The sequence below is a fragment of the Bacteroides salyersiae genome (assembly GCF_031172035.1).
GTDB classification, from domain to species: domain Bacteria; phylum Bacteroidota; class Bacteroidia; order Bacteroidales; family Bacteroidaceae; genus Bacteroides; species Bacteroides salyersiae.
The window spans coordinates 3,986,701-4,010,581 of sequence record NZ_CP133452.1; the positions used below are offsets into that span (position 1 = coordinate 3,986,701).

The following is a 23,881-nucleotide window of genomic DNA, read 5'->3' on the forward strand; positions in this document are numbered from 1 at the left end:
TTAATTAAATTGTTTGCTGAACTCTTTGGAATGAACCCGCGGTTTCCGGTAGCCGCTTTCCGTGATTTCTCCCGTCCAGTTGGACTCCTTGTCGGCAAACGTGAGCTTTAACGTCACGTTCTGCGGCGCGTCCGGACGGACACGGTAAGAAAACTCTTCCGCCGAAGGAATTACTTTGATCTCTTCCCGGCCGTAACCTGCCAGGTAGACATCATCGGAGGAAAGCAGGTCAAGAAGAAAGCGTATTTCCTGCGGGCGTTTGAATCCCGTCTTAATCGTTACGACTTCCTGTATCTCCGTCCGTATGCGATCCGAATAATAATCATCGGTAATTTCATCGTAACGCCGGAAAACAGCGTCTTCGTCTTCATCCATGCCGGGAGTTACGCTCGCCTCGCCTTCCAGGGAAAACACCTCGTAAACCCCGTAACTGTTCAGGAACCGGAGCCGGTAATGCTCGCGGACCGTCGGGCTTTGCTCGATCCCGATCCGGCAGGCGAACGTTTCACCGCTATACACGTCAAAAAGGTTGCCCAGTACCCCGTAATCGGTAAAGAATTTAAGTCTTACGGCCTCCAGGTTCAAGGCGCAAAAGTTCTCTACCCGGCCTGGCACTGCAAGGCTTTGCCCGGTAAGAAGTTCCGTTATTTTCAGCTCATGCTCCGGATAGATGAAACAGAGCGGGTAAAGCTCCGTCTCGCGCATCGTTATACGCCAGTCGTTGCTCCGGGTGGTAAAGAAGAAATTACAGGATTCATTCAGAAACTTCAAGGAAAAGATATTATTACCCTCTTCATGCAGCTTCTTAAAAGCCCGTTTGCCGATACCTCCACGCCAGGCGGCTAAAACCAGGGTTTCCGTTTCCGCTTCTTCATTCTGCATGATAATCATGATAGTAGCCTTGTTGTACCAGCCGGAGGAAAGGTTTATCAATATATCACTACTTCCACTTAAAACGGGGATATCCTCAAACACTGTTTCCAGAACTTCGGCAATATTTACCTTGAAACTTCCGTTACCGTTGCCGGTAAATAAAGACCTCCGGTATTCAAAGTTTAAACAGTGCATAATATTATACGTCACCATAGAAGTAGTTTCTACCGAAAGATAGACTGGATTTCTGGTAAAGGCGTTTTCCGTCGGGTCGATGCTTGCTGTCAAACTCATAATTCAAAGGTGTTAACGATGAATATTCCGTTAAACTCACTCTTATTTTCAAGCCCGGAGAGGAAACGGTCGCGCTGATCCGTGGGAGACGTCAGGAACTTGTAAAAGTCCGAGAGCCGCCCCGCATGGTTTTCCCTCCAAAGCTTATAAAGCTCCGTCACCTGTGAAGAAGACGGGGCAAGGATGATGTTATTCTGCTTTTCCATGGTGCAAAAGTTGGGTTTATCAAAGGAAGAATAAAGGACGGGATTAACCGGAATAGACAACAGAAACAAAAGTATCTGTATATTCAAATTCGGATTCATACGTAACATCCCGATATGTACCGGGAGTAAAACTTCCAGGCTCGTAGTAAATACTTATTATTGCTGTCGCTTTACATTTATAGTTCCTTTGTAATGTAATTCCCGCTTCCTGGGGATAGTTTTCAACCAAGTATTTATCATCATTACGAGTTGTATATCCGTCAAGCGAGTAAGTTATTGATTTCATTTCGTTCACAGCGGTCGGCCTTTTGTTCCATTCATCCCTCGCCTGTTGTAAAATCCTGTTCCTTTCATTTTCTTTGGCTGTTTCTATATTTGAACTTATAAATTCCCACGTAAAAAGCCTGGAACCAAAAACGGGTGTTTCCTGTTCCTTATCCAAATCGTACGGACCAATCAACCGGAGTGTTCTTAATGTCAGATCAACGGGTACAATCTTATTTGCCGGAAGAGAATAAGAAAGCCCGTCAAAAAGTAAATATTGTCCTCGAAGTATTACCGGTGTTAAGATATCCATACCCGTAAGCCGGTGAACCGGTAACAAAACGTTTGCCTCTATCTTATTGAATGAATGTCTTAATATAGCGTCGTATTTCCTCCAGAAGTTAAAAAACAGGCCATTATCATATTGAAAAAATAGCGACATTGTATGCTTGCTTCCGTCTCTTAATATAACCTCTTCGGCGTCAGAGGTGTAAGGTAACACAGAACCGAAAGGATATTTACTATTTTGGGAAGACGTAAACGCAAACACGAAGGATAACGGTGTTTCCACCTTCTCCGAGTCTTCATCGTTATTATTAGAGGAAGTTTTAAGATACGTGTAACGGTGCACGTAATCAGCAAGATATTGAGGGGAAAGAATATCATTCGGGGCAAAATCCATTGGAACGCATTCGTCGTCGCTGGTTAATTCGTTATCTTCGATATTGTCGGTTTTCCGATCCCAGGAAAAGAAACTCGATGAAGAATAAGTAAGGCGGTTATTATCTTCATCCCATTTAAACCACCGTCCTGTTGTTTCCTCATAATTTAGATGTATCACCCTTTTAGATACATCAACTTTAGTTAACCTTGCGACTTTCTGATCTTTCAAGTAATCTTCAAGTCTTTCAACAGAGGGGGCCGCACCGGTAAAGGAAGTTTTGGCCGATAACTTCATTTGCCGGGCCGTTTCATAAGTTATTAAAGGTTCGTCTGTCAGGCTACGGGATAAATCAATGTCCGGAACATCATCCACAATATCCCGGATCAGTCTTAAAGTGGCCGTTTTCGTATCGGAAGAAACATTATAAACCAGTCCGAAACGCACATAAAGGGCGTTTAAAAAGTCCTCGACCGTACAATCCGGCATCAAATCCGCGTAAGAAAGTTTTCCTTTAACACAACAGTCGGCCGCATTATTCAGGATTACCAAGTTATAAAGTTGTTTATCTGTTTTAAAAGGATTTTCCATTATTGTATATCCAAATTCGGAAAAAACAAGTTCCAGTACACGCCATACATATAAAAAGGCTGTCACGCCGTAACCTTCCGGAAGTGTTACTGCAGTCGGAGTTCCATTTACTAAAAAAGTTTCTGTTCTTGCTTGATAACGTAACCGATAAACTTTGCTTCCTTCTGATACAGGTGTGATATAGTTCAAGTATTTAGGGTAAAACTGATTATCTTTCGAATCGTTACCGGTCATAATCTGAAATACGGCATAATCAGTCTGATAACCTCCTAAAACTTGTTGCAAATGTGCGCAAAGAGAATTAACGCTGCTATACTCCTTCACTGGTAATGTAATAGCATTTAATTTTTTTGCTTTCCATGCGCTGTAGGCTTCCGAATTGTCAAAGCCGATGTTAAGGGTAATACCTTCTTTTTTACCGGCGGAAACAATATTTATCTTCCCGGTACGTTTATATGCTCCGTCCAATACCGTACATGCCTGATCTTCATTCATCGGCTTTATACCCATGTCGAGACGGTGAGCAAAACCGGTTATTTTAGCATTGTTGCCGGTACATGGAACCGTAACCGGTACGGTTTGCGATCCCCGGTCGTTCATGACAGGGGATTTTTCATCAATCTGTACGGTAAAGTCTCCCCCTAAATCCAGATAACCTTTGTTCGTCTTTATCTTTAGCATAATGATTACTTATTTTCCGCGTGTAAAGGTGTCGCGGGCGTTATCTATAGTTTCTTTGGCCTTCTCCAAATCCTGATAAACGATATAGGCCTTTATCAATTTGATAGCCTCACAGGAGGCGCGAAGCTCCTTTGCTGCTTCCAGGAACTCCCGGTAGGAAGAATCACCTGCAGGGGAAGTGACGTAACCGCCTTCCGCATATTCACCCGGATTCTGTGGCAACGGGTTGGCATTGGTACGTTGCCGCCTGATCGCTTCGATAGTACTAACGGCGTCGATTACTTTAGGATTATTCATTTCCGGTTGTGGTACCACATATTCCCCCTTATGAACTACGCCGGCCACTTCATAACGTCCACCGGAACCGGTGTAACCGCCTTCATAATACCCGCTTCCAGAAGAACCGGAAACAACACGTTCAGCCGTGGCAGTCTTGCTGCCGGTAGTGTTTTTCAAGGACATGTTTTTAATCCTGTCCCGTTCTGCTTTGGCCGATGCAAGCTGGGCCACACCGGTAGCCGCAAGCATTACTGCAGCAACGGTTCCGGCGATCGGCCCGAGGTCCGCGTACGCCTTCATAATCGAAACGGCCGTATCTGCTATGATCTGGGAACACTTGATAGCAAAGTTTACATCCGCATACTTCTTTTGAATTTCCAGTTTCTTATTTTCCTTCTCTTCTTCCAGAGCGGCAGTATCTTCCCCGTTGTTCTCGGCTTCCTGTATGAGAACATCGTATTTTGCTTCCACCTGGTCGATTTCGGCCTGTTGAATAGCTTCCACCATGGAAGAGGAAAGGCCGGAATAATAGTCAAAGTATTTTTTAGCGTTATTCATCTGCATTTGCAGCTTTTTACGCTGGTATGTCTTTTCGTCTATTAATTCCTGATCGTGCAGATTCTTTAACAGGGCCAGTTCATTCTGGTATTCCTGTGCCCATGATACGCCGATCTGGGATTGAATCTGATATAAACTATTCTGATAATCAAATTCAAGCTGGCTAATTTCCTGCTGTTTCTGTTTCTCCAAACCAACGGTAGAAATCCCCGCCTGTCTCGCTATCTCAATTATGGCATTATAAGTCGTTTCTACATCCTGAACCTGCTTCCGGTGTGCCTCCTGCATACCGGTTATTCCTATCGGAACGGAAGTTATTTCACGTACTTTTTGAGCAATGGCCGCCTGGTCACGTAGTAGCTGCATCTCGGTTTCACGCACGGCGTCGGCGGCTTCCGTAACAGTATCTATACGTTTTTGTTTACTGGTGATCTCCAGGGCGTTTACATCATCCAGGTAAGTACGGTTTATCTCCAGGAGTTCTGCAGCGTGCTCCGCTTCAACTTTCAACATATAGGCGTCGGCGGCTTCCTGCGTGATACTTTGGTTTAATACCGCTTTTTCCATGGTGTCCTTCTGGACGTTGTAATAGGCGGTTTCAATCTTTAACCGTTCGTCCCGTTTCTCCTGTACCAGTTTTATACGGGCGTCCTCCTGCTTGCCGGTTTCCGTAAAAATGGCCGTCTGTGCTTCTGTTTCGAGCTTGTGGATTTCATCGAGTAACTTCTTCTTCTGGGCCGGCGTTTTTGCTTCCAGCTTCTGGAGTGCGTCGATACGTTCCCGGTAATAGCGAAGGTTTTCCGCTGTTCCTTCGAGAATGTATTGGGCTTCCGTCTTATTTTCCTTTTCCCGGTTCTTTTTGATTAGAAGCATACGTTTTTCGTGCTCGATCTCCAGAGGTTTTAATGTAGCGTCCGTTTCTGTATTTTTATACTCCCCGGCTTCCGCTTTCTTTTTGACCTTCCCCAGTTCGTTTAAACGTTTTATTTCGGTGTCGATACGTTCTATTTCCTTGTTTTTCTTGGCGATATTCGCTTCGCTGTCTTCCGCCCACTGTTCCTGAACCTTTTTCTTTTCGGCCTCCAGTTTCTTTATAAGGGATGTTTCAGTATTTATATTTTCTTTATTGGTTCCGGTTAATGAAGTGGCCGTCGCCTCTGTTTTTAAGATATCATTATTGATCTGGGCGATTGCTGATTCTATACCGGCCAAATCCTTCTGTGTTGTTTGTAGAGCTTTCAACTGGTTAGCCTCTTTTTCTGTACCAAATAAACGGCTTATTTTAGCGGTAAGACTGTTCCGGTTATATCCTGACAATGTATTTTGCTGGCGGGTGTCCCAATAAGCGTCGCTTTGCTCTGATTCCTGGCTTTCAAGATTCCTTTTTTTCTTGTACAATTCTTCCAGTTCCTCCTGGTAAGCTTTCAACTTGATTTGTTTTTCCAAGGAAACTAAATATTGATCTATGGCCTCCTTGTTGTTGTTTATGAGCCTGCCTTCTTCATTCAATTCCGCATTATAATCCGGTATCAGTTCTTTTAATTCCGCAAGCCTTTGTTTACGGGTGTAGTTGGAAAGGTTCTCATCATTGATAGCAGCTACAAGAGTTTTTATTTTTGCTTCCTGGCTGGAATATTCTTCATTCACTTTCTTTACGACTTCCTGGTGGGCCTTCATCGCCGCCGAAGCCTGTTCCGTCTTCTTTGCAAGCTGGTAGATAGCAACACCGGCTGCCACGAGTAACGCGAGCAGGGCCGTATATGGATTCTTCAAAAGTTCGATCCTCATTAACCGGAGTGCAGCGGTACATCTGGTAGTATTCTTGTGTAATAGTGCCTGGGCTGCCGCATAAGTCAGAGTAGCCGCCCGGCTGATATAAAGCTGTACGGCGTGCGCTTTCTCTGCAACGACCGAAGCAAGGGTCGCCGTTTTAAAACGGGCGTGCCACATGGTAGTGATTTTCAGTCCTCCATAGTAAGAAACCAGATAAGCGGTAACGGTATAAGTGACAACACCCCATTTATTAAACATGTCAATCATACCCCCTACACCTTCCACCATAAGCGTAACAAGGTCTATTAAATCCCGGAGAATACCCTTTGATTCATAGAAACGTAAAACTACCCCTTCGATAGTTGAACTTAGCCGGTTTAATGCACCTTGAACGTTATCACCCATTTCTTCGGACATGGCGTTAAATCCCTCTTCGGCTCCGGTTACTGCATCACGGAGATTTAAAACGGTATCAGTACCATTTAAAAAGGTATTAAATGCGGCAACCGAACGTTTATCCGTTAAATCCAGTGCCTTATTAAGGTCTATTCCTTCACTGTTTAATTTTTTAAGTCCTTTTACCAGGTCTTCCAGATTATCCACCGGACCACCGAGAGCAAGTGCGAGTTTGCCGCTACTGTCAGCCAGGTTAAGCAAAATATTACGTGTTGCCGTCGCTGCCGATGAAGCGTCAAAACCGCTGTTTGCCAAAGCACCCAAAAGGGCGGTAGTTTCTTCAATCGTGAACCCGAAAGAATTTGCAACCGGCCCAACAATAGACATTGCCGTATTTAAGTACTCGAAACTTAAAGCGGATGCGTTACATCCCATAGTCATAGTAGAAACAGCCCGTTCCGTATCTTCTGCATCAAGATTGAAAATACGCAATGTTGCACCGGCAAGCGTAGCAGCCGAGGCAAGATCCGTGTCCACCGCCTTAGCGAATTTCAACACGGAAGGCGTCATCGCTTTAATATCCTCTTTGAAAAATCCCAGCTTGGCAAGCTCTATCTGAAGTGCCGTTACCTGTGCGGCCGTATAAGAAGTAGTAGCACCCAGCCGGCGCGCTTCATCCGTTAAATCCTTGATACTTTTTTTCGTAGTTCCCAGGATAGCGGCCAACGTACTGTTTTTCTTCTCGAACTCTATAATAGTACTGATCGCATCCCTTAGCCCGCCGACAATCTGCCCGGTTATCATTGCGCCGATAGTGACAAACACACCGGCCAGAACCGTTTTTATCTTGTTCAAGGAAAGAAGGGAACCGCCGAAACCTTCCGCCTTCTTCGTTGCCTGCCCGTATGCTTTTTCAACTTCTTTCAGTTCCTTCTCCAGGGCGGCATATTTTTCCGGCTGCAAGGATTTCACCGTATTGCGAAGCTCTTTTCGCAAGGCGTTTGCTTTCCTTGCCAGCTGGTTTGCGCTCATGGTGGTTTTATCCAGCCGTTTCTCGCATTCGGCAATCTTCTTGTTATTCTCACCGATCGTCTTATTATTTTCTTTCAGTTGATCATCAAGCCTTTTCCATTGTTTACCGCCAGCTTTCCCAGTGGCGATTAAATCGGTCATAGACTTTTTTATCTCCTTATTGCTATCCCGGAGCTCCTTGTTCTTTTCTGAAAGATTATGTATTTCCTTCTGCGCATCGGAGGCGTTCAGGGTTAACACCCATTCGATATAGTCAGGTTTTAATTTTGCCATAAGAGTAAATTTTATAAGGCAAAATTATCCTGGTGTAAAGTGGCGGAAAAGGACATAAAAAAAGCCCGTAGAACCATTCTACAGGCTTATTATACTAAGAAGAAAGTATTTTATCTCTTAAATGTAAAATCCGAAGGATCAAAATATCCTTTATCCTTAATTGTTGCCCGATCAAGCATCCGGCAAACGTACCAGGTTAAAGGAACTGATATAAGAGGCGTCACGATAAAGGAAAGAAAGGCAAAAGCAAGCCACCCGGATAAAGTAGCCGGTTTATGCTTACATCCTACGAAAAAAACTATTACCAGGAAAAAGCCGATCAAAAATAAAATATCTTCGTATGTCATACAATCATCGTTAGTTCTTTACCGATATCTTTAATAGTATTTACTATTAGGGCCTCCCGTTCTTGTGAGGGCTTTTTTATTCCACTTATATATTGAGACATAAGGCTTTGACTTATTCCCATACGTCGAGCCACCGCAGAAGCATTTAGTTCCGGGTGAGAAATAAAAATCCGATATAAGAAAGTTTCTTCCTTCTTATCTTGAATAGCTAAACAATCATTCATAGGGTCTAAAAATATGCAGCTATACCAATTTCATATAAAAACTCCGGTGCAAGGTCGGCACCGTTGGCCCATTCAATAGTAGCACGGGTTAAACCATATTGAACAAATTTTTCCTTATCCAATAACTCCCCGAAAACCTCACCTGTAAGATAAGGTTCCAAATTTACGATCTTTTTACTCCCGTCGCTGAAAGTAACAAGAAGCTCGTAATTCCTAATATAATCCACATCTATAACTCGTAACATAAGCGTTTATTTTAATGGTTCAATTTTATCTATTTTTTCCCCTTTTTGGGCCTTTTCCCAAAGAGAAAGTATTTCTGCTTCATGCAAGTTAATCCACTCATTTACTTTTGCAATAACTTTAGCTGGAGCCCGACCGTCTACAATCCGATCCAATACGCTAATAGAACATTCATAATCACCATAAGTAAAATGAATATGTGGCGGATTATGATCTTTCCAATAGAGGAATATAATAATACCGAAGAATCTACAAATTTCAGGCATAAACTTTGTTTTATTGGTTACTGAAACAAAGATAGGTAATAAAATCATTACCTACAAATATTTAGGTATTAATTTTATTACCTATTTTAGCGAACTGGCAAACATTTCTTTTACCCTTTCCCTTACATAATCCTGATATTCATATTTAATCTTCCCGAGTGTGTCATGATATAGAATCCCGTATATCTGCCGGTTATAAATCTGGTAATTACCGTGTTTCTTCATATCCAGGAAGCGGGTATATAATGGAAGGTTAGAATGTGCGATTACTCCTTCGCCGTCCGGAATGACCGAATAATTCGGGTTCTGTAGTGCGGCCATTAATGCACCGGATCGCCCTTGTATGATCTCCCCGGTTCCCTGTACTTTCCTACGCTCACGGCCTTTCTGGTAAATCCGTTTGGTAGCGATATCCAGTTGGGCTTGAAATATGTCCTGTATTCCACGCCCGATCCGGTCGGTAAAAAAATCCGTTTTAAAATTCTCGGCCATTCAGTTAGAATCTTGTTTTAAATGAGAAAGCCAGGCTCCACCCCGCAAACGTCCGGTAAAAGCCGGATTCCGGAAGAGTGGAAAGGCTGGTTAAATCCAGTTCCTTAGTGACAGGGCAACCGGTGGCAGAATCTTCTATCAGCATTTGTTTGATACGCTCCATAACCGGCTGCACCTCTTCGATAGTCTCATAAGCCCCTTTCCGTTGGGGATCGTACTTGCTCATAAGGAAAATAACGCATAAATTATTTTCCCTCACATTATCAGCCGAAAGGCTGGCGCCCGTTCCCGACGGGATCAGAATAAAGAGCACCGGACATTCTTCTTTAGATAGTCCCTGTATCGTCTTACTCATTTCCTCGTCAATGGTAACGGGCAGCACCTTCTTTATTTCAGGAATACGTTTTTGTACGCCTTCCCAGTATTCACGGTAAACCTTTATATTTATCATATCGTCAATCCCTGATAACGTTTTGCCTCCCATTCACGGCGGGTAACAAGCCCCGGAAGAATCTTACCGCCTCCGTATATCCACTTTTTAAACTCTGCCGGTATGGATGAATCATACGCATCTGCTCTGATCTTCTTATAAAGCGTTGATTTCTTTAATTTTCCGATACCTACATTAAAGCAAAAGCTTACTACCGCGTCAAACTGGTACTGTCCCAAATCAAGGGGAAGCGCGTTTACCTGGTTTTCTACCGCCCTGATATCCGATTCAAAGAAAGCATCGGCCTGGGCCTCGGTGATAACATCACCCGGTTTTACGCCGGCCGTATGACCGTAACCGATCGTACATACTCCCGCGGCACATACATACGCTTTCAGGCGTAACCCTTCAAATTTCTTGATCTTGTTTTTTGTTCTTGTTGTCGTTCTCATTTCTTGTTACGTTTTTGGTGCAAATACTCAAACTTACATTTATACAGGTAAAGCAATACATCCCAAAAGGGCGTATCGTCCACCTCCTTCTTATTTCCAAACACACCGGAAGCCGCCACTTCAAAGACTATTCCGGTCCAGCCGGTTTTATCGTCCACCTTCCGGTCCTCGGATGCCAGCTTCTGAAACAATATCCGAAAGTCGATAGCTTCACCGCTGATATAAACCGGTCCGGAAAGAACCATTTCCCAAACGGCAGAAAAGAAGTTTACCGCATGAATGGCAAGCAAGGAAGGAACGGCCGGTATCTTCTCCGGGTCCTTATACCGGTAAAGCTTTAACGTGATATCCTGGAAGATTTCATTTATAGCCGGTTCGTCCTTTTCTGCCGCTGCCTGCTTGCTTTGCTGCAACAAATCCAGGCAATCACAAAAGTTACCAAAAGTAAGACCGTTCAGCATGTCACCGACACCATGCCAACCCCCGAAATCCTGCATCAGGTTACGACCGGTTTTCAGAATGGGCGTAACGATCCGCTCGCCCTCCTTACCGGTTGTATAAGAGAAAAAGCCGTCCAGCTTTTCCAGTTGCCCGTCCAGCTCCCGGATGATCTCACGCCGATACATGGTGTAATCCGCTTTCATGCCCAGAAGGAAAGAAAGCCATTTTACGCGGAACTGTCCGGGGCTGATCGTACCGCGGTTCATCAGTACCGACAATATAAGAAATTGCCGGTACTGATCACTACTGACTTCATCCAGGCAAGAAGGAACCTCCACCGTCTTACTATTATATGTAAACTTCTCCATGTCCGGACATTAAAAAGTTATTCCCTTAGATTGTACGGTAACGCCCGGTATATAGTAATCCACCGTTTCCGACTGCGCATCCAGTTCCCTGATGATATCCTGCAATACATCCAGGTAAGCCGCCGCGTCCTGCTCCAAACTGTTAGCAACCGATTGCCGGGCCTCTTTTTCCGCCCGCAATTTATCCCGTACGGTTGTGCTCTGTTGTACCTGTACGATTCCATTAGGCAGAACTTCCACCGGTAAACGTTCAACGGCTTTTTTTATGGTAAGAAGTGCAAGCGGGCGGCGTACATACTCCAGCAAATTTTCCGTTAAAACGGTATCGCCTTCAATCAGTTTATTATAACGGTTCCGGGTGATAACAGGTATTATCTGCCCGTCCTGGACTTCCCGGATCATAGGAATAAGCACCAGGAAAAGCCGGTGACTTCCGATATTGTAATATTCATCGAACGTTTCCTTATTCTGAATAAGAAGCCGGTTTATAGCCTTTTTCTTAATGCCATTCATCCAGAAATCAAACTTTTCGCGGTCCATTAACTCCACCAACGCGTCTACGGCTTCATAAGCCAGGTTCCGGATATTCTCTTCATCCTTGAACTCCTGTAAGGCGGTCATACCCGTTTCATTCTCTCCAAGGTGTTTGCCACGTCCGGCCGTTCCGTGTTGTGCGTCCAAAGTGGGAATGACCTTTAACCAGGTAAACATCGCCACCGCCTGCTGCATCAGCCGCAAAGTTTCCGCCATGCTATCCGTTTCCGTAACATCCGCATGATCTTCACGGTAATACTTATCTACCGCGTCTATAGGTTCCGCACCGATGATAGCCTGTAAATCCCGAATCCCCAGCGGTAAGATAGGTTCCCACTTGGTAAAATCAAGATCATTATCAATCAGGCCCAGAACACGGACTATTTCACCGGCACCGTCACCGCCTTTATTAAATAACCTCGTCATTTGCTCGATCTCTTTTTAGTGTATATGGTTTCCAATTATCAAAATCTTTCGTGAAATTATTTATTTCATCGTAGAACTCCTTATAAAAGCGGGCCAGCCCGGTATCTATCGTTATACAGGTCTGCTCCGTGCGCGGATTGGTGTTTATATTGGCCGAGCTTTCTATTACAAAATCAAAAGCATTACCAAAACCGGCCATTACTTTAGCATGGTTACGGAAGATACAGACACGTGATCCAAAACGTTCCGCCACCTTCTTTAAGTATAAATAAACATCCGCATAGGAACCTTGAAAAATTTCACCTACATAAAAATCTGCGTGCCCTATGTCTTTTCTCTCCAGCCATTTCTCCACCTCCTTAACATCGGTAATTGCCATACACCAGGTAGAAATTAGAACATATTCTACCGGTTGTTGCTTCACGATCACGCGAAGATAAGTAAGGCTGTCAACGTCCCCATGACTGATACAGTGATAAGCTGCCCCTTTCTCAAAATGCCAGGGCAAACACTCTTCCAGGTGCAGCTCCGATTTTACTCGCCGGTCAAAATGAACGTTTTTCGTCCGGTGGGCCTTTATATGCTTGTCCGGGATGTTGTCGGCCCGGTTCTCTTCCGGTTGCCGGTCGTTTACCGGTTCTTCCGGCACATCTTCCGGTTTTGGTGTGAAAAACAGACTACGCATTTTCTTTCATACGGTTAGAGGGTGAAACGTTCTGTTCCGCTTCTACTATGGTACGATAAAGCCCTACTTTCGTAGTGGTACCCGGAAAATTGGCATTAATATACTGCTGTAACGGTTTACAAAGGATCATGTCCGGAATAGCCGTTTCGGAAGCGTTATACACTTTCAGACTATATAATTTCTCCGATCCGGAAGAGAGCTTGTTTTCTATAATCAGATTTGAAAGTACCGGATCAAGACCGAAGCCGGAAGTAGCGGCAGCGTCCGCCTTATTTGATATCTTAATTTGGGCGTCCACATAATCCTTTATCTTCTTATCCAGCGGCTCCACCGTCCAGCCCTCAAAGTTATTCGCTTCCGGATTCCAGAATTTAGTCGTGTGCATGTATTTCCCGGCGTTCTGCCTTCCGGTAATGTTGGAAGCGAATTTCTCCATAGCTTCGTCCTTAAAATCTTCCAGCATTTGGGCCGTGTATTTTTCGCCCGTACGGTCGCAAACTTGTTTTATACGTGCTTCCGCGCGGTCCCAGTAAGACTGCGGCGATTCGATATGTAGGGAAATAGCCGAAGCGTTTTCGTTATAGGCGATTAGGATAGCGGCCAGACCGCCGGCAAGCTCCAGCCAGTCAAGCGCACCCAGAAAACGTGGCGTACTCATGAAATCCTTGCAAAAGGAATAGATATTATAGTATTTCACAGAAACCGGATATTTGAACGGGTGGGCCGGATCAAAGACCGGGTAACGGTAAGTATAAGCCGGATCAGGATAAGGAAAGTCGCCCACAAGTACTTCCTGCGGTTCATCCTCGCCGTCGGGAGGATATACCAGGCGGGCCTTCTGATAGGGAATATGTTCCAGCCGTACCAAACGCCCGGGATTGCCCACACGCGGCGCACGGTTCCGGACAAACTTTATAAAAAAGCCCTGCATGTGTGTTAAGTCTACGAGTGAGCGGTGAAGAACTGTCGTGTAATCCCACGACTCCAGGTCGGCGGTTATTTCCGGATCGAGTTTCCAACGACGGTAAAAACGGTTATTCTCTTCGTCGATTGCATCCTCATACAGCCGCGGGCCTTCTCCCCACTGCAAACCGGCTATTTTACCCATAATACCTTCACCGGCATAGAATTTATCCAGTAAACGCATGACCTCGCCCGGCATGTCGTTATTGTCACCCATGGGAACGATAAAGGTACCGTTTACGCTGATCTTCCGCGAAAAGAAAGCACCCCGCCGGTTCAACTGGATGCTGGAAGGTTCCCAACCTTTACCGCGGCCACCGATAGAAAAGGAGATCAAACCCTTGTCAGTGCCGGTATCTATAATTCCAAAGTTGCCACTTCGTCTTATTTCCATAATCTTAAATCGTTATTCTTTTCCCGTTGAACTCCATTACCAGACATTCCCAGCAATTCAGCGGCCGGCCCGTTGTGGTGTCCGTCAGAAATAGTTTATAGCTTGAATTTTCAATGCTTTCATCCGTCGCCTTTTTCCTCAAACGGGCGGCAGTGAGTATCACCATGTCGCCGCCGTCCCGTGTCTGCCGGTTCCATTTCCGGAACTTGATAGAAAAGGTTCCCCCAGAAATGGTAATCCGCTTCATCTGTTCTACCGCTACATAAAGGTTTATTTTTTCCATAGCCGGCGGATAAAACTTTTAATCCTGCCCCAGTTATCATGGACCAGACAAAAGGATAGAAAGAGAAACATGAATTTTAGGAACGTCCATAAGCTACACCCGTTTGTAACCTTTTCTTTTTCCTGGCTTTGTTGCTTAACGTCGGATTTACGGGTAACGACTGTTTCCGCTTTACTGGTAGTTTCCTTATGATCCTGGAAGGAGCTGCTTTGATTCTTTCCAGTTCTTTTTTCAGTTTTTCGGTTGCTGAAATCAATTTCTTTAATTCTTCCGAGGCTGTCGTAGTTGATACGGATATGCGTACTATCTTCCCGGTAAACGTCAAGTACGTGCTCCTCATTGCTTGAATCTCTTCGCGCAAGTTCAATAGCTCCGTCAGTAGTTGTTTGTTTTTCTTCTCCAGTTGCTTCTGTAACCGTTTTTCGTGTAACAGAGTGAGGAGAACGACAACCGTAAAAACAAGCTGCAAAACAAATAAAAATAAGTAGGTGTACGATTCCATGTCTCATGTTTATTAAGTCGTTAATTATTATTAGTGTCAAAAGTGATAGATTTACGGTTCGGGCAATTCTTCACGCCGCAAAGAAACGGCTTCATAGTGTCCATTACACGAGCGTTCTGCTTGATAGCCTTTTCCATTTCGTTACATTTCTGCAGGACTTCCTTGTACTTGTTATCCACTTCGTCAAACCGTTTTTTCTGTTCCTGGTATGCGTTCTTTAGCTCCTTACGGTCATTCTTCATATCTTCTATTAGTTCCTGGTAAACCTCTTGTACTGACTTCATGGCATCAGCTTCTGCCTGTTTACGAGTATATCGGAGAGTAAATAACCAGGTCAGGCCACCCGTGCAAAGAGCCGTAATAATCGCTGTAATTATCGTTTCCGTCATATTGATAAAGTTGAAAATTCTACATTATGGTCCAAACTATACATACATGCGTCAAATAACCCGCCACGATCCCGGCCAGGTCTGCCAGAATATCCTTCCAGTCCCATTTATTACCGGGTGACATTTTATCCCCGTATTCCTTACCCAATGAAGCACCCAGGGCAAAGGGAACACCATAATTACCCAACAGGGCACATATAGCGTAATTAATCCCGAAATGCTTCCATTTGTCCGTTCCTATTTTCATAATTTGAATGATTGGTTACTGCAAAGGTGGGAAGAACGGAGACGGACGAAAAGGACATAAAAAAAGTGCCGGGAACCACCCCGGCACAAACAAACCCTAACCTGGGACTTAAACCCAACGGCTGCCTTTTCAGCCGGTATGCTAAATTATTAATATTAAGGATTAGACAACTTTTCGATGTCTTTTTTCATCATACGTAAAGTCCTGATTCGCCCTACAATTTTTTCCGGAGAAAGAGGTTCGCTCTCTTCATCGGTCAAATCGTCGATCGTTTCCTCTATTACCCGTATGTAACAAGCGGAAACCGGTTCTGTCTTAATTTGCCACTGTTTCAATATTTCGGCACTTTCATCTGTGATATGTGCGCCGTTTACTTCTATGTCTTTCATAACAAATCTTTCTTTAAACGTTCTTAATCGGTGTAGTCTCTAAGGTAGTGAAATCAATTATTCCGGCCTGCCGGTATATCCCGAGGGCGACTTTTCTAAAGCGTTCATAATTACGTCTGTCAATGGGCGATAACTGCCACCTCTTCATGTCTTTCATCAAATCCGGTATATTATTAGCACTATTATACATACAGTTGTTTTTACCGTACTCGTGATGAAGTGATACAGACTGAAAATCACCGGAGAAAACAACCAACCGCAAACGTTCCAGTTCGAGGAAAGCAAACTCATTGTTAACCTTCTCCACCTTATAAGCCCTTAGTTCAATGGAAGGCGCACCGTATTCACGTCTAACGAAAAATAGGATATCAGGATTATTTGTATTCATTTGGCACCTCCTTTTAAGTCTTCTAATTTAATATGTGAAATACTTGTTATACTTTCCAGTACCCCGTCGCATATACTTTTAACCCTTAATCCGCGGGAACCGTCTTTCTTGGGTAAATTCAGGTGATAATACGGGCGATTCCTCCAGAATGTAATCCGGAAAATCCAGCCACGAACTTTAAAAGTAGCATTACTTATTTTATAATCAACCTGTACCAGATCACCCGGTTTAAATTTACTTTCTTGTAGAAACATCCCCTGTATTTCTTCCTGTTCCTTCTTTATCTCCTCAATTCTTTTATCATTGTTTTGTAATTGGGTAAGTAACACTTGCTGATATTCAGTATATATCATTCGGAACCTCCTTTCTTTTCTATCTGGGGACGCTCTGAAAACCTATATATTCTTTTAACCCGGTAAATAAAAAAATAGGCTACCGGCTTGTCACAGCCGTTATTATGTGTTTTAGTGTCCTGGTCTATATGAATAAACCCGCTACCGGAAGATATCTTCAGCGGCATTGTTTTAGGGTATTTCTCGTTCAGCTCCTTTACCTTTGCTTCCAGTTCAGTTTTAAAAGCATCGAAGGAAATTTTATCAGGGCAAAGCGTATTACCAAACTGGTTTGCAAACTCTGCCATTTCAGCACATTTTCGATTCTGTGGCTTATACTCGTTAAGCTCTATAAAATAAGATGTCATTTTCGGCCTCCTTTCCTCGCTTTCTTGGCACGACACACACATATAACTGCACCAATGACAGCCGGTGGATAGATAAAAGTAAGACAGAAACAAGCGATAGCAGATAAGTAATAAGCCCCAGAAGTTGAACAAACAGTACATTCCTGTTTCGGTTCCTGGAAATAACGATGTTGGATCGTGTTTACGTCCGTGCTACCAGTACGGAACGAAGGCACGTAGCTTGTGCCGGATTGAAATTCTTTTTTCATAATGATAGTGATTTTGACTATTAAAAAAGAGAAAGGCGGCTACCATTTCCCCTAATTCGTCAAAATCACTACCGCAAACCGTCCGATGAACGGGTTAAAAGTAATAGGGAAAGGCAACCGCCTTATATATCTAAAATAGATAAATACCGAGCATAAAAAAAGCCCGTTGTTTATTCGAGCCAATAACCGAGACTCACCGGACCGCACCAGCGGTAGCAATTTTGACAGGGGCAAATGTCGGCATTAAAATCTGAACAAAAAAAAAAAAACGTTAATAAAAGTTTATCAGAAAAGAAAATTTATCGACTCTACGATTCGTTACTTCGTAACAAAAAAACGCCCACCTGATTAAGGGTGAGCGTTACACACTATAATTAATATTCTATTTGTCTTTTAAATTAATTCCCTCTTTTATCTGTTCATCAGAAGTTACCTTCTTACAAAGAATATAATGATAAACAGGGTCTTTGCTCATTCCTTGTGTAGGTGTAATCGGATAAGCCAGTATTAGTTCCCAACCCAATTTAGCCAAATAGTTAACGGCGTCTATCATTGAATTAAAATTCATCTTTTCACCGTTTTCATCTACTAAAAAACGAGCATTTGGTGCTGCCCATTTTGCCTTTTGCCCGAAATCTACTTCTATTTTTACTTTTGTACCGGTTATATTTCCAGTACCTACGATTTCACAATAAGCCTTATACGGTTCTTGTGCAATGGCCGCCATTGTTAGTACAGCCAATACAATAACTAAAAAAAATCTTTTCATATCAGTAACTTAAAATTAGTGTGTACTTTAGTTTGTACCACCCGTAAGCCCTGACGGTATGTATGCAGTGTAATTTTGACGATTGCAAAAGTACTTAAATATATACATTTATAAAAAATATTACCCCAAAATCAATCAAAAATGGAAGGCAACCGCCCAAAAACACACGGTAATTCACCCAAAAACGGGCAAAAAACGAGCAAAAACGCATAAAAAACACGATTTTTCGCGTAAAATTTTGGTCTAAATGCAGATAAACGACTGAAAAACAGTCAAAAACCGGAGAAAATTTCAGAAACTTAAAAAATGACACCTTCCGAAGACCGAGCCGCTCAGAAGTCGGAAAGCAGTTGCCCTCCCCTTAAAAGGTGAAATATGACCTCTCCCGGAGGGGTACCCGTAACCTGGTAACACAAAAAACGCCGGAAAACCGATTTTCCAGCGTTACAAGGCAATTACCTTTTATGCCTGTTCTCTATCCATTGATCCACAAACGAGTCGGCCTGCAGTGTCCGCTTGCCTCGTACCAAAGCTATCCAGCCGGGGCGCATCAGTAAGTATTTGAAAGCGTCGGAGAAATTGGTGGATAACATCGGTAGTTTTTTCGGTGCCAGCTTTTCGGACTTCTTCACCTTGAACACTACCTTAGAATTACCCCGGTATTTGATTTCAGCCTTTGCCTTTTCTACGGAACTAACCATTTCTTTACAGTTCATCGCATCAACCAGCAAGATAGGCAGGTTCTTGTTGGTACCGCCCATAATCTCCTGCATAAAGTCGTATTCCGTATCCTGCCGGATAACTGCCTGTTTGCGGCTCTTTAGGTTTACGATCCAGCCGGTACGGTTTCCGCTACCGTCTTTTTCTATGGCGTCTTTGATCTTACCCGCGTAATCCTCCTTCTGTTTCTCAAAGTTATTACCTGCACGGTCATAGTACAAATCCAGTTCTTTATATTCGTGGTTCTGGAAGAAAGTGAGGAACTGGTCGGCGATCTCCCGGAACCAGCCCGGCGGTATCTCAAAAAAGTTCTTATGTACCCGGTAATAAGCACCGTCCGGCTGACCGATCACCAAAGAAAGCATATTACCGAAGTCCATACCACCTTCAATCGCTTTATCATGGTGCAGGTACCGGAGCTCCCGCGAGCTGTAAGCGGCTTCTCCGGACATGGTACCGTTATAATACTTATGTCCTTCACCAAACAACACATAGAAACGTAAATCCCTGCGAAGACCGGGACGCATACCCACCACCGACTTTTTAAATTCGTGAAGCTCCAGCGTACCATTATACAACCGCTTTAAATAATCAATCGTAAGTATCTCAACATTAGCGAATGAAGAAGCGTTAAGAAAGAACGTTTGTCCTTTTCTCAACTTCAACAAAGCCCGGTCGTAATATTCAATATCCCGTTTCAAACGTTTCAGTTTCAAAGGGGAAGGCTTATTTTTTCTTTCTTCTTTTAATAGAGAAATTACCAGGTCATTACGCATACTTGCCGCCTGTACTATTTTAATGATCCGTTCCGGGTCCATTTGCTTGACATACCGGAAAAACCAGTCGTACTCGTTTTCGTCGATATCCGGCATATCGGTAGTAATGGTTATCCCCAGGAATAAATGGGAATGTCCGTAAGTGATCGCATCACCGCGAAGAATAGGCATAGCGCGGTTTACTTTCATTTCCTTGTCGTACTTCGCTTCATCATAAAACAGATGTATTACAGACTTTCCGGCAAGCAGCGAAGGGTTATCCAGTGATCCCATGAAAATAACACATCCGTTCCAGAAGCTGTAAACATGCTTGTAATCATCCACGATAACCGAACATTTACGCCGCCAGGATTCAGGCGGGCGGGTATCTTTTACATAGTGTACCCCTTCGATCAGGCCCATAAGCTGCCAGCCCTTCTGTACGGCCGGCATTATATTATCTTCCAGGTTACTGTAGGTATTGGCAACAAAAGCGAACGCACCGCCGGGCATTTCTTCCACACAACGGGCGGAACGCCTGGCTTGTATAACGGTCGATTTGGCCGTACCGCGCCCGTCAACAGATACAAGGATAGTAGTATCGATCCAGTCCGTCAGAACCTGGATTATATGGCCGTATTTGATTTCCACATCATCGGCGTTACTCACCTTCGTTATCTTCCCCGAACTCTTTGATATCATACAACATACGTTTTTTCAGGTCAAAAGCTTTAATACGCGCGTCCTCTTTTATATTATCACGTACAATAACAGGAATTTCCGGGATCGCGTCGATAAACTCTTCCAGTTCCTTACGGTCGATTTCAGGAACACCCAGATCCTTACGGCTGGTAGTATAAATAACCGTGCTTTTCTGTGAAAGCAGTTCCTCCGGTATTTCGGCCTGTTGATCCTTATAACATCCGCGAAGTTCCGCCGCCAGTTTCAGCAGGTTCTTAGCCTCCTTCACATTTCCCATAAGAAAGACGGTATTCGCCCAGTTTTCGGCCTTTTCCGCATACAAGTTAGCGAAAGCCTGCGGGCGTACGTTATCCTGCGTATAAAAGAAATTGAGACTGTCAGCGTACACCTGGCGGGCCATCCAGTCCGAAAGGCCGTAAGGTTCCGACTTCAAAAGGCGGATGATGCCGGCCTTTGTCACCAGCTTACCATTTATACGCATACGGGCACGAAGGCCCCGTACCATTTCCATAAGGCTGTAATATTCCCTTTCATCGGGCGCGAGGGCTTCCAGCGTACCGGTAGAAAGAATCCTTTGAATCTGGTTGATATCCACCTTGTCAAAGTCTATTCGTGAGGGCTTAATTAAATTCGTCGTCATCCATTTGTTCGATTAAACGTTCAAAAGTATGTCTTTTCCGTACGGCCTCCAGCTGTTTTATAGCTTCCACGTTTCCGCCTTCCGCCGCTTCATGGAGTTTTATTTCAGGCGCGGCACGTGCTACCAGAATCCCTTCCCGGATCAGGAAGTTAACGGAAGTTCCTACCGTTTCCGCATCCCGGACAAAAAGCCCGGCATCCTCCAAAGAAAGCCCCAGGGAAACGGCTATGTCTTTCGGCGAATACCCTAAAGAAGACAAACGCCGTACATCCTCCTTTTGCTGCGCATCCAGGTAAATACTATCCACCACCGTTAAATCGTTCATACGCATCTTTTATTCGTTTCTGTGCCGTGAAATAATAAATTTCGTCCTGTTCCATTAATACAAAGTTCCGGTCGCTTTCAATGGCTGCCACGGCCGTAGTACCGGAACCGCCGAAAGTGTCCAGGATCAGATCGCCGGGCTTTGTACTGTCTTCAATCAGTTTACGGATCAACGCCACCGGTTTCTGTGTGGGATGAACCTTTTCACCTTCTACCAGTTTCGCACCGGAAGCAAAAGACCGGATATTATCTATTATGTTTGTGGCACCGATAGAAACACCCTTTCCGCAATGAAACAAAATAAGCTCATGTATAAAGGCGTAATGATTACCCGGGCCCGACTGTTTGTTCCAGACGATCATGTTTGACGCACCTAAATACAAGTCAAACAACGGATAATAAAAAGCATACCCGCGCCAGTCCGTAAAAAAGTACACACAAGCACCGGGTTTCTTCACCCGGTTAAACTCCAGGAACAAATCCCGGTAAAAGGGTTTACAGATAGACAAATCTTTAAAACTGCCTTTCTGCCCGTTGTGTGTCATTCCCAGGAAATAAGGCGGATCGGTTATTATACAATCTACGGAATTGTCCGGAACACGTTTCAACGCCTCCAGGCAATCCTCGTTATATATTTGGTTTGTAATCATTGGAAAGTTGTTTAAGCCGGCTTTCTTCTTTTTCTATCCGGAGGGTTAATGTCTTGAGCTGGTGCCCCAGCTCCGAGCGGTCGCAAGGGTGAGAGAAACGGCCCAGGTTCTTTGTGATCCGTTGCCGTTTCCCTGTCAGACTGGCAATAAGTTCAATTACTTTTTTTTTCGCGCCTCAATTTCTTCCTCTATGGCCTTCTGTGTAGTTTCCCACTTTTGGATCAATGCAAGGGCACTCGCTTTCTTCTTCTCATCATCCCCGGCCTGTTCCAGTTTCGCCTTATTCTTTGAAAGGTTGGCGCGGGCGTTATTCAGTGCCTTTTGTATGTCGATATCCGAAAGGTTCTCGACGCCCTTACGGACGGACAAACTTTTTACCTTCTCACATTTACCCAGAATCTTTCCGTTCTCCCGGTAATATTCCAGTTCATCCCACATCTCGCGGTTAGCGATGAAGTTTTCCACAACCGCCTGCGCTTCCTGTGCTGTAGAAAGTGAACTGACATCATCCGGCGTAGCTTCCAGGCGGGCGAAAGCTTCCTTATACTTCCCGTATGCGGTGAACATGTCGGAAACAAGTATTTTCAGAATGTCGGGACAATCCGGAGAATTCAGGAAGGTAAATTTCTCGCGGAAACGTATCATTTTGGTTACGGTTTCCGGGGCTGCTTTGTATCGTTTCTCCGCCTCTTCCAGTTCCTCTTCCAGCTCTTCCACACGGTCGGCATTTTCATCCATGGAAAGAACCTTATCCCGGAAATCGGACGAAACGAGTTCTTCCACACTGACGCCGAAAGATTCGGCAAGTTCCAGCAGCAAATCATCGCTGTATTTTACCGGCGTTTTGGATGTTTCCTCCCGGGCGGGTTCCATTTTTACCGCGGTCAGCTGTTTGGAGTTTCGCCGGATCGTCTTAAATTCACGTTCAGAAAGCCCGGCCAACTTCCGTAGTTCCTCTAAAAGAATGGCCTTCATCGTTTCCGTTTCTCCCTGCCGGCGGAATGACTTCTTTAACATACGGTTGATACCGTATTTCTCGTACAGTTCCACGCCCTGAATAAAGTTACGCGGACCGGCCAGATAGGTAATAATTTCCTGTTTCATACTATATAAAATTTGATGATACAAAGGAAAAAAGGGGCAATTACCCTAAAAAGGACAAAGGGTGGCCGGGCATGTGCTGCCGGTCACCCTTTGAATTACATGAAAGCCGTTTACTTACGCCTCATAACGGCTTTGTTCAATCCATTTCATAGCCTCCGAACCGTCGTTAAACGCCCGCAACGTCAGTTGGGAACCTTCGGAAGCGGTAAACGTCTTACCACCTTTCAGAAGGAAATTACCGCCCGCTTCCACCGTAGGCGCAACACCCGAACATCCCATAAGGGTAATTACCGAGCCGTGACTTCCACCGGTAACACCGGCTATCTTAGCCGCACCCGCGGAAAGCTGGTACTGCCCGTCCGTCTGGTAATCTATATCCGTGGCTCCGGCTTCCACCACGGCCACCGGTTCTTCCAGAGTGTCGGTACCCCGGTAAATGGCGATATCATCCCCTTTGCTGATCTGGGTGAAAGTAAGTTCGTTCGTATTCGATTCATTGGAACCGGTATAAGAAACGGATAACTTACACGGGTTACAGGGCGTTCCGATCAGATCGGCAGGCTTTCCGCTACAATAACGGAGCACAACGATACATTTCTTGGACAGCCAGTTTGTCTTAAACTCGCGAATTTCCTGTTCGTTACCGGGATGATTGAACTTAACGGAAGGCGTATAACCTTCGGCGTCCGTTTCCCCGTCACTGTTGGAACTGATTTCAGCGGTACCGGGTGTCAGGTAAATACCGATCGCGTAACGTCCCGCCTTCATTACGATATCATCCTCGATAACCACGCCGGCATCGTTTCTCTGCGGGAAGGAAAGAATATCGTCAACGTCGTAAATTACGAGCTGATCCTTGGGCTGAATACCGTTACCGGGATTGCCGGCCGGCCTTCTTACGCTTGCTTTTACGTATGTCATAACT

Annotated in this window: 31 protein-coding genes; all 31 read right to left on the reverse strand. The window is 44.5% G+C overall.

Annotated elements, in window-relative coordinates:
* Positions 1-1,167, reverse strand: coding sequence for a hypothetical protein (locus RB604_RS14850; protein WP_117683874.1), 1,167 nt, complete (start codon positions 1,165-1,167; stop codon positions 1-3).
* Positions 1,164-1,472, reverse strand: a complete 309-nt coding sequence (locus tag RB604_RS14855) for a hypothetical protein (protein ID WP_240059978.1) — start codon at positions 1,470-1,472, stop codon at positions 1,164-1,166. Before RB604_RS14855 ends, RB604_RS14850 begins: the two co-directional genes overlap by 4 nt.
* Positions 1,417-3,570: a hypothetical protein gene (locus tag RB604_RS14860; protein ID WP_008640107.1), complete on the reverse strand. Its 2,154-nt coding sequence runs from the start codon at positions 3,568-3,570 to the stop codon at positions 1,417-1,419. Before RB604_RS14860 ends, RB604_RS14855 begins: the two co-directional genes overlap by 56 nt.
* Positions 3,571-3,579: 9 nt before the next feature.
* Positions 3,580-7,881, reverse strand: a complete 4,302-nt coding sequence (locus RB604_RS14865) for a phage tail tape measure protein (RefSeq protein ID WP_117683873.1) — start codon at positions 7,879-7,881, stop codon at positions 3,580-3,582.
* 110 nt (positions 7,882-7,991) lie between these two features.
* A complete protein-coding gene (locus RB604_RS14870) occupies positions 7,992-8,228 on the reverse strand; it encodes a hypothetical protein (RefSeq protein ID WP_117683872.1) in 237 nt (78 codons plus the stop codon).
* The gene (locus tag RB604_RS14875; protein ID WP_004303369.1) at positions 8,225-8,452 is read right to left on the reverse strand and encodes a helix-turn-helix domain-containing protein; all 228 of its coding nucleotides are present in this window, start codon (positions 8,450-8,452) and stop codon (positions 8,225-8,227) included. Before RB604_RS14875 ends, RB604_RS14870 begins: the two co-directional genes overlap by 4 nt.
* Positions 8,453-8,457: 5 nt before the next feature.
* Entirely contained in the window at positions 8,458-8,697 is a 240-nt protein-coding gene (locus tag RB604_RS14880) for a DUF2442 domain-containing protein (RefSeq protein ID WP_004318202.1), read from the reverse strand.
* 6 nt (positions 8,698-8,703) lie between these two features.
* A complete protein-coding gene (locus tag RB604_RS14885) occupies positions 8,704-9,009 on the reverse strand; it encodes a DUF4160 domain-containing protein (protein ID WP_117683871.1) in 306 nt (101 codons plus the stop codon).
* A gap of 33 nt (positions 9,010-9,042) precedes the next feature.
* Positions 9,043-9,453 carry a hypothetical protein gene (locus RB604_RS14890; RefSeq protein WP_117683870.1) on the reverse strand — a complete coding sequence of 137 codons (411 nt, stop codon included), beginning with the start codon at positions 9,451-9,453 and terminating at the stop codon, positions 9,043-9,045.
* A gap of 4 nt (positions 9,454-9,457) precedes the next feature.
* Positions 9,458-9,904, reverse strand: a complete 447-nt coding sequence (locus RB604_RS14895; RefSeq protein ID WP_120070014.1) for a hypothetical protein — start codon at positions 9,902-9,904, stop codon at positions 9,458-9,460.
* A complete protein-coding gene (locus RB604_RS14900; RefSeq protein ID WP_007478404.1) occupies positions 9,901-10,335 on the reverse strand; it encodes a lysozyme in 435 nt (144 codons plus the stop codon). Before RB604_RS14900 ends, RB604_RS14895 begins: the two co-directional genes overlap by 4 nt.
* Positions 10,332-11,144 (reverse strand): hypothetical protein, encoded by an 813-nt coding sequence (locus RB604_RS14905; RefSeq protein WP_120070017.1) that lies wholly within the window; start codon positions 11,142-11,144, stop codon positions 10,332-10,334. Before RB604_RS14905 ends, RB604_RS14900 begins: the two co-directional genes overlap by 4 nt.
* 9 nt (positions 11,145-11,153) lie before the next feature.
* A complete protein-coding gene (locus RB604_RS14910; protein ID WP_120070021.1) occupies positions 11,154-12,104 on the reverse strand; it encodes a DUF6712 family protein in 951 nt (316 codons plus the stop codon).
* The gene (locus RB604_RS14915; RefSeq protein WP_120070024.1) at positions 12,088-12,789 is read right to left on the reverse strand and encodes a hypothetical protein; all 702 of its coding nucleotides are present in this window, start codon (positions 12,787-12,789) and stop codon (positions 12,088-12,090) included. The genes RB604_RS14910 and RB604_RS14915 overlap by 17 nt, the downstream gene beginning before the upstream one ends.
* Positions 12,782-14,146: a hypothetical protein gene (locus RB604_RS14920; RefSeq protein ID WP_120070027.1), complete on the reverse strand. Its 1,365-nt coding sequence runs from the start codon at positions 14,144-14,146 to the stop codon at positions 12,782-12,784. The genes RB604_RS14915 and RB604_RS14920 overlap by 8 nt, the downstream gene beginning before the upstream one ends.
* Positions 14,147-14,150: 4 nt before the next feature.
* Positions 14,151-14,429, reverse strand: a complete 279-nt coding sequence (locus RB604_RS14925; RefSeq protein ID WP_004318191.1) for a hypothetical protein — start codon at positions 14,427-14,429, stop codon at positions 14,151-14,153.
* The gene (locus tag RB604_RS14930) at positions 14,417-14,938 is read right to left on the reverse strand and encodes a hypothetical protein (RefSeq protein WP_182426360.1); all 522 of its coding nucleotides are present in this window, start codon (positions 14,936-14,938) and stop codon (positions 14,417-14,419) included. The genes RB604_RS14925 and RB604_RS14930 overlap by 13 nt, the downstream gene beginning before the upstream one ends.
* Positions 14,939-14,951: 13 nt before the next feature.
* Complete coding sequence (locus RB604_RS14935; protein ID WP_007478410.1) at positions 14,952-15,320, reverse strand: hypothetical protein; 369 nt, start codon at positions 15,318-15,320, stop codon at positions 14,952-14,954.
* A gap of 19 nt (positions 15,321-15,339) precedes the next feature.
* Entirely contained in the window at positions 15,340-15,567 is a 228-nt protein-coding gene (locus tag RB604_RS14940; protein WP_120070034.1) for a YfiM family lipoprotein, read from the reverse strand.
* A gap of 155 nt (positions 15,568-15,722) precedes the next feature.
* On the reverse strand, positions 15,723-15,956 hold the full coding sequence (locus RB604_RS14945; protein ID WP_022042347.1) for a hypothetical protein: 234 nt from the start codon (positions 15,954-15,956) through the stop codon (positions 15,723-15,725).
* Between the two features lie 13 nt (positions 15,957-15,969).
* Positions 15,970-16,344 (reverse strand): hypothetical protein, encoded by a 375-nt coding sequence (locus tag RB604_RS14950; RefSeq protein WP_118023900.1) that lies wholly within the window; start codon positions 16,342-16,344, stop codon positions 15,970-15,972.
* Positions 16,341-16,697 carry a hypothetical protein gene (locus RB604_RS14955; RefSeq protein ID WP_008775594.1) on the reverse strand — a complete coding sequence of 119 codons (357 nt, stop codon included), beginning with the start codon at positions 16,695-16,697 and terminating at the stop codon, positions 16,341-16,343. The genes RB604_RS14950 and RB604_RS14955 overlap by 4 nt, the downstream gene beginning before the upstream one ends.
* Positions 16,694-17,044, reverse strand: a complete 351-nt coding sequence (locus tag RB604_RS14960) for a hypothetical protein (protein WP_118023898.1) — start codon at positions 17,042-17,044, stop codon at positions 16,694-16,696. Before RB604_RS14960 ends, RB604_RS14955 begins: the two co-directional genes overlap by 4 nt.
* Complete coding sequence (locus RB604_RS14965) at positions 17,041-17,292, reverse strand: hypothetical protein (RefSeq protein ID WP_008640079.1); 252 nt, start codon at positions 17,290-17,292, stop codon at positions 17,041-17,043. The genes RB604_RS14960 and RB604_RS14965 overlap by 4 nt, the downstream gene beginning before the upstream one ends.
* Before the next feature lie 382 nt (positions 17,293-17,674).
* Positions 17,675-18,061 carry a hypothetical protein gene (locus RB604_RS14970; RefSeq protein WP_118023896.1) on the reverse strand — a complete coding sequence of 129 codons (387 nt, stop codon included), beginning with the start codon at positions 18,059-18,061 and terminating at the stop codon, positions 17,675-17,677.
* A 455-nt stretch (positions 18,062-18,516) separates the two neighbouring features.
* Entirely contained in the window at positions 18,517-20,238 is a 1,722-nt protein-coding gene (locus RB604_RS14975; protein WP_004318182.1) for a hypothetical protein, read from the reverse strand.
* Complete coding sequence (locus RB604_RS14980) at positions 20,198-20,878, reverse strand: hypothetical protein (RefSeq protein WP_004318181.1); 681 nt, start codon at positions 20,876-20,878, stop codon at positions 20,198-20,200. The genes RB604_RS14975 and RB604_RS14980 overlap by 41 nt, the downstream gene beginning before the upstream one ends.
* Complete coding sequence (locus tag RB604_RS14985) at positions 20,859-21,203, reverse strand: hypothetical protein (protein WP_004318180.1); 345 nt, start codon at positions 21,201-21,203, stop codon at positions 20,859-20,861. The genes RB604_RS14980 and RB604_RS14985 overlap by 20 nt, the downstream gene beginning before the upstream one ends.
* A complete protein-coding gene (locus RB604_RS14990; RefSeq protein ID WP_120070038.1) occupies positions 21,178-21,852 on the reverse strand; it encodes a DNA-methyltransferase in 675 nt (224 codons plus the stop codon). Before RB604_RS14990 ends, RB604_RS14985 begins: the two co-directional genes overlap by 26 nt.
* A 156-nt stretch (positions 21,853-22,008) precedes the next feature.
* Positions 22,009-22,956 carry a hypothetical protein gene (locus RB604_RS14995; RefSeq protein ID WP_004318178.1) on the reverse strand — a complete coding sequence of 316 codons (948 nt, stop codon included), beginning with the start codon at positions 22,954-22,956 and terminating at the stop codon, positions 22,009-22,011.
* Positions 22,957-23,070: 114 nt separating this feature from the next.
* Positions 23,071-23,877, reverse strand: a complete 807-nt coding sequence (locus tag RB604_RS15000) for a hypothetical protein (protein WP_004318175.1) — start codon at positions 23,875-23,877, stop codon at positions 23,071-23,073.
* Positions 23,878-23,881: the final 4 nt, after the last annotated feature.

Coding starts and splice junctions, on each gene's coding strand:
- RB604_RS14850 (WP_117683874.1), bottom strand. CDS start 1,167: ATGAGTTTGACAGCAAGCATCGACCCGACGGAAAACGCCTTTACCAGA.
- RB604_RS14855 (WP_240059978.1), bottom strand. CDS start 1,472: ATGAATCCGAATTTGAATATACAGATACTTTTGTTTCTGTTGTCTATT.
- RB604_RS14860 (WP_008640107.1), bottom strand. CDS start 3,570: ATGCTAAAGATAAAGACGAACAAAGGTTATCTGGATTTAGGGGGAGAC.
- RB604_RS14865 (WP_117683873.1), bottom strand. CDS start 7,881: ATGGCAAAATTAAAACCTGACTATATCGAATGGGTGTTAACCCTGAAC.
- RB604_RS14870 (WP_117683872.1), bottom strand. CDS start 8,228: ATGACATACGAAGATATTTTATTTTTGATCGGCTTTTTCCTGGTAATA.
- RB604_RS14875 (WP_004303369.1), bottom strand. CDS start 8,452: ATGAATGATTGTTTAGCTATTCAAGATAAGAAGGAAGAAACTTTCTTA.
- RB604_RS14880 (WP_004318202.1), bottom strand. CDS start 8,697: ATGTTACGAGTTATAGATGTGGATTATATTAGGAATTACGAGCTTCTT.
- RB604_RS14885 (WP_117683871.1), bottom strand. CDS start 9,009: ATGATTTTATTACCTATCTTTGTTTCAGTAACCAATAAAACAAAGTTT.
- RB604_RS14890 (WP_117683870.1), bottom strand. CDS start 9,453: ATGGCCGAGAATTTTAAAACGGATTTTTTTACCGACCGGATCGGGCGT.
- RB604_RS14895 (WP_120070014.1), bottom strand. CDS start 9,904: ATGATAAATATAAAGGTTTACCGTGAATACTGGGAAGGCGTACAAAAA.
- RB604_RS14900 (WP_007478404.1), bottom strand. CDS start 10,335: ATGAGAACGACAACAAGAACAAAAAACAAGATCAAGAAATTTGAAGGG.
- RB604_RS14905 (WP_120070017.1), bottom strand. CDS start 11,144: ATGGAGAAGTTTACATATAATAGTAAGACGGTGGAGGTTCCTTCTTGC.
- RB604_RS14910 (WP_120070021.1), bottom strand. CDS start 12,104: ATGACGAGGTTATTTAATAAAGGCGGTGACGGTGCCGGTGAAATAGTC.
- RB604_RS14915 (WP_120070024.1), bottom strand. CDS start 12,789: ATGCGTAGTCTGTTTTTCACACCAAAACCGGAAGATGTGCCGGAAGAA.
- RB604_RS14920 (WP_120070027.1), bottom strand. CDS start 14,146: ATGGAAATAAGACGAAGTGGCAACTTTGGAATTATAGATACCGGCACT.
- RB604_RS14925 (WP_004318191.1), bottom strand. CDS start 14,429: ATGGAAAAAATAAACCTTTATGTAGCGGTAGAACAGATGAAGCGGATT.
- RB604_RS14930 (WP_182426360.1), bottom strand. CDS start 14,938: ATGAGACATGGAATCGTACACCTACTTATTTTTATTTGTTTTGCAGCT.
- RB604_RS14935 (WP_007478410.1), bottom strand. CDS start 15,320: ATGACGGAAACGATAATTACAGCGATTATTACGGCTCTTTGCACGGGT.
- RB604_RS14940 (WP_120070034.1), bottom strand. CDS start 15,567: ATGAAAATAGGAACGGACAAATGGAAGCATTTCGGGATTAATTACGCT.
- RB604_RS14945 (WP_022042347.1), bottom strand. CDS start 15,956: ATGAAAGACATAGAAGTAAACGGCGCACATATCACAGATGAAAGTGCC.
- RB604_RS14950 (WP_118023900.1), bottom strand. CDS start 16,344: ATGAATACAAATAATCCTGATATCCTATTTTTCGTTAGACGTGAATAC.
- RB604_RS14955 (WP_008775594.1), bottom strand. CDS start 16,697: ATGATATATACTGAATATCAGCAAGTGTTACTTACCCAATTACAAAAC.
- RB604_RS14960 (WP_118023898.1), bottom strand. CDS start 17,044: ATGACATCTTATTTTATAGAGCTTAACGAGTATAAGCCACAGAATCGA.
- RB604_RS14965 (WP_008640079.1), bottom strand. CDS start 17,292: ATGAAAAAAGAATTTCAATCCGGCACAAGCTACGTGCCTTCGTTCCGT.
- RB604_RS14970 (WP_118023896.1), bottom strand. CDS start 18,061: ATGAAAAGATTTTTTTTAGTTATTGTATTGGCTGTACTAACAATGGCG.
- RB604_RS14975 (WP_004318182.1), bottom strand. CDS start 20,238: ATGATATCAAAGAGTTCGGGGAAGATAACGAAGGTGAGTAACGCCGAT.
- RB604_RS14980 (WP_004318181.1), bottom strand. CDS start 20,878: ATGACGACGAATTTAATTAAGCCCTCACGAATAGACTTTGACAAGGTG.
- RB604_RS14985 (WP_004318180.1), bottom strand. CDS start 21,203: ATGAACGATTTAACGGTGGTGGATAGTATTTACCTGGATGCGCAGCAA.
- RB604_RS14990 (WP_120070038.1), bottom strand. CDS start 21,852: ATGATTACAAACCAAATATATAACGAGGATTGCCTGGAGGCGTTGAAA.
- RB604_RS14995 (WP_004318178.1), bottom strand. CDS start 22,956: ATGAAACAGGAAATTATTACCTATCTGGCCGGTCCGCGTAACTTTATT.
- RB604_RS15000 (WP_004318175.1), bottom strand. CDS start 23,877: ATGACATACGTAAAAGCAAGCGTAAGAAGGCCGGCCGGCAATCCCGGT.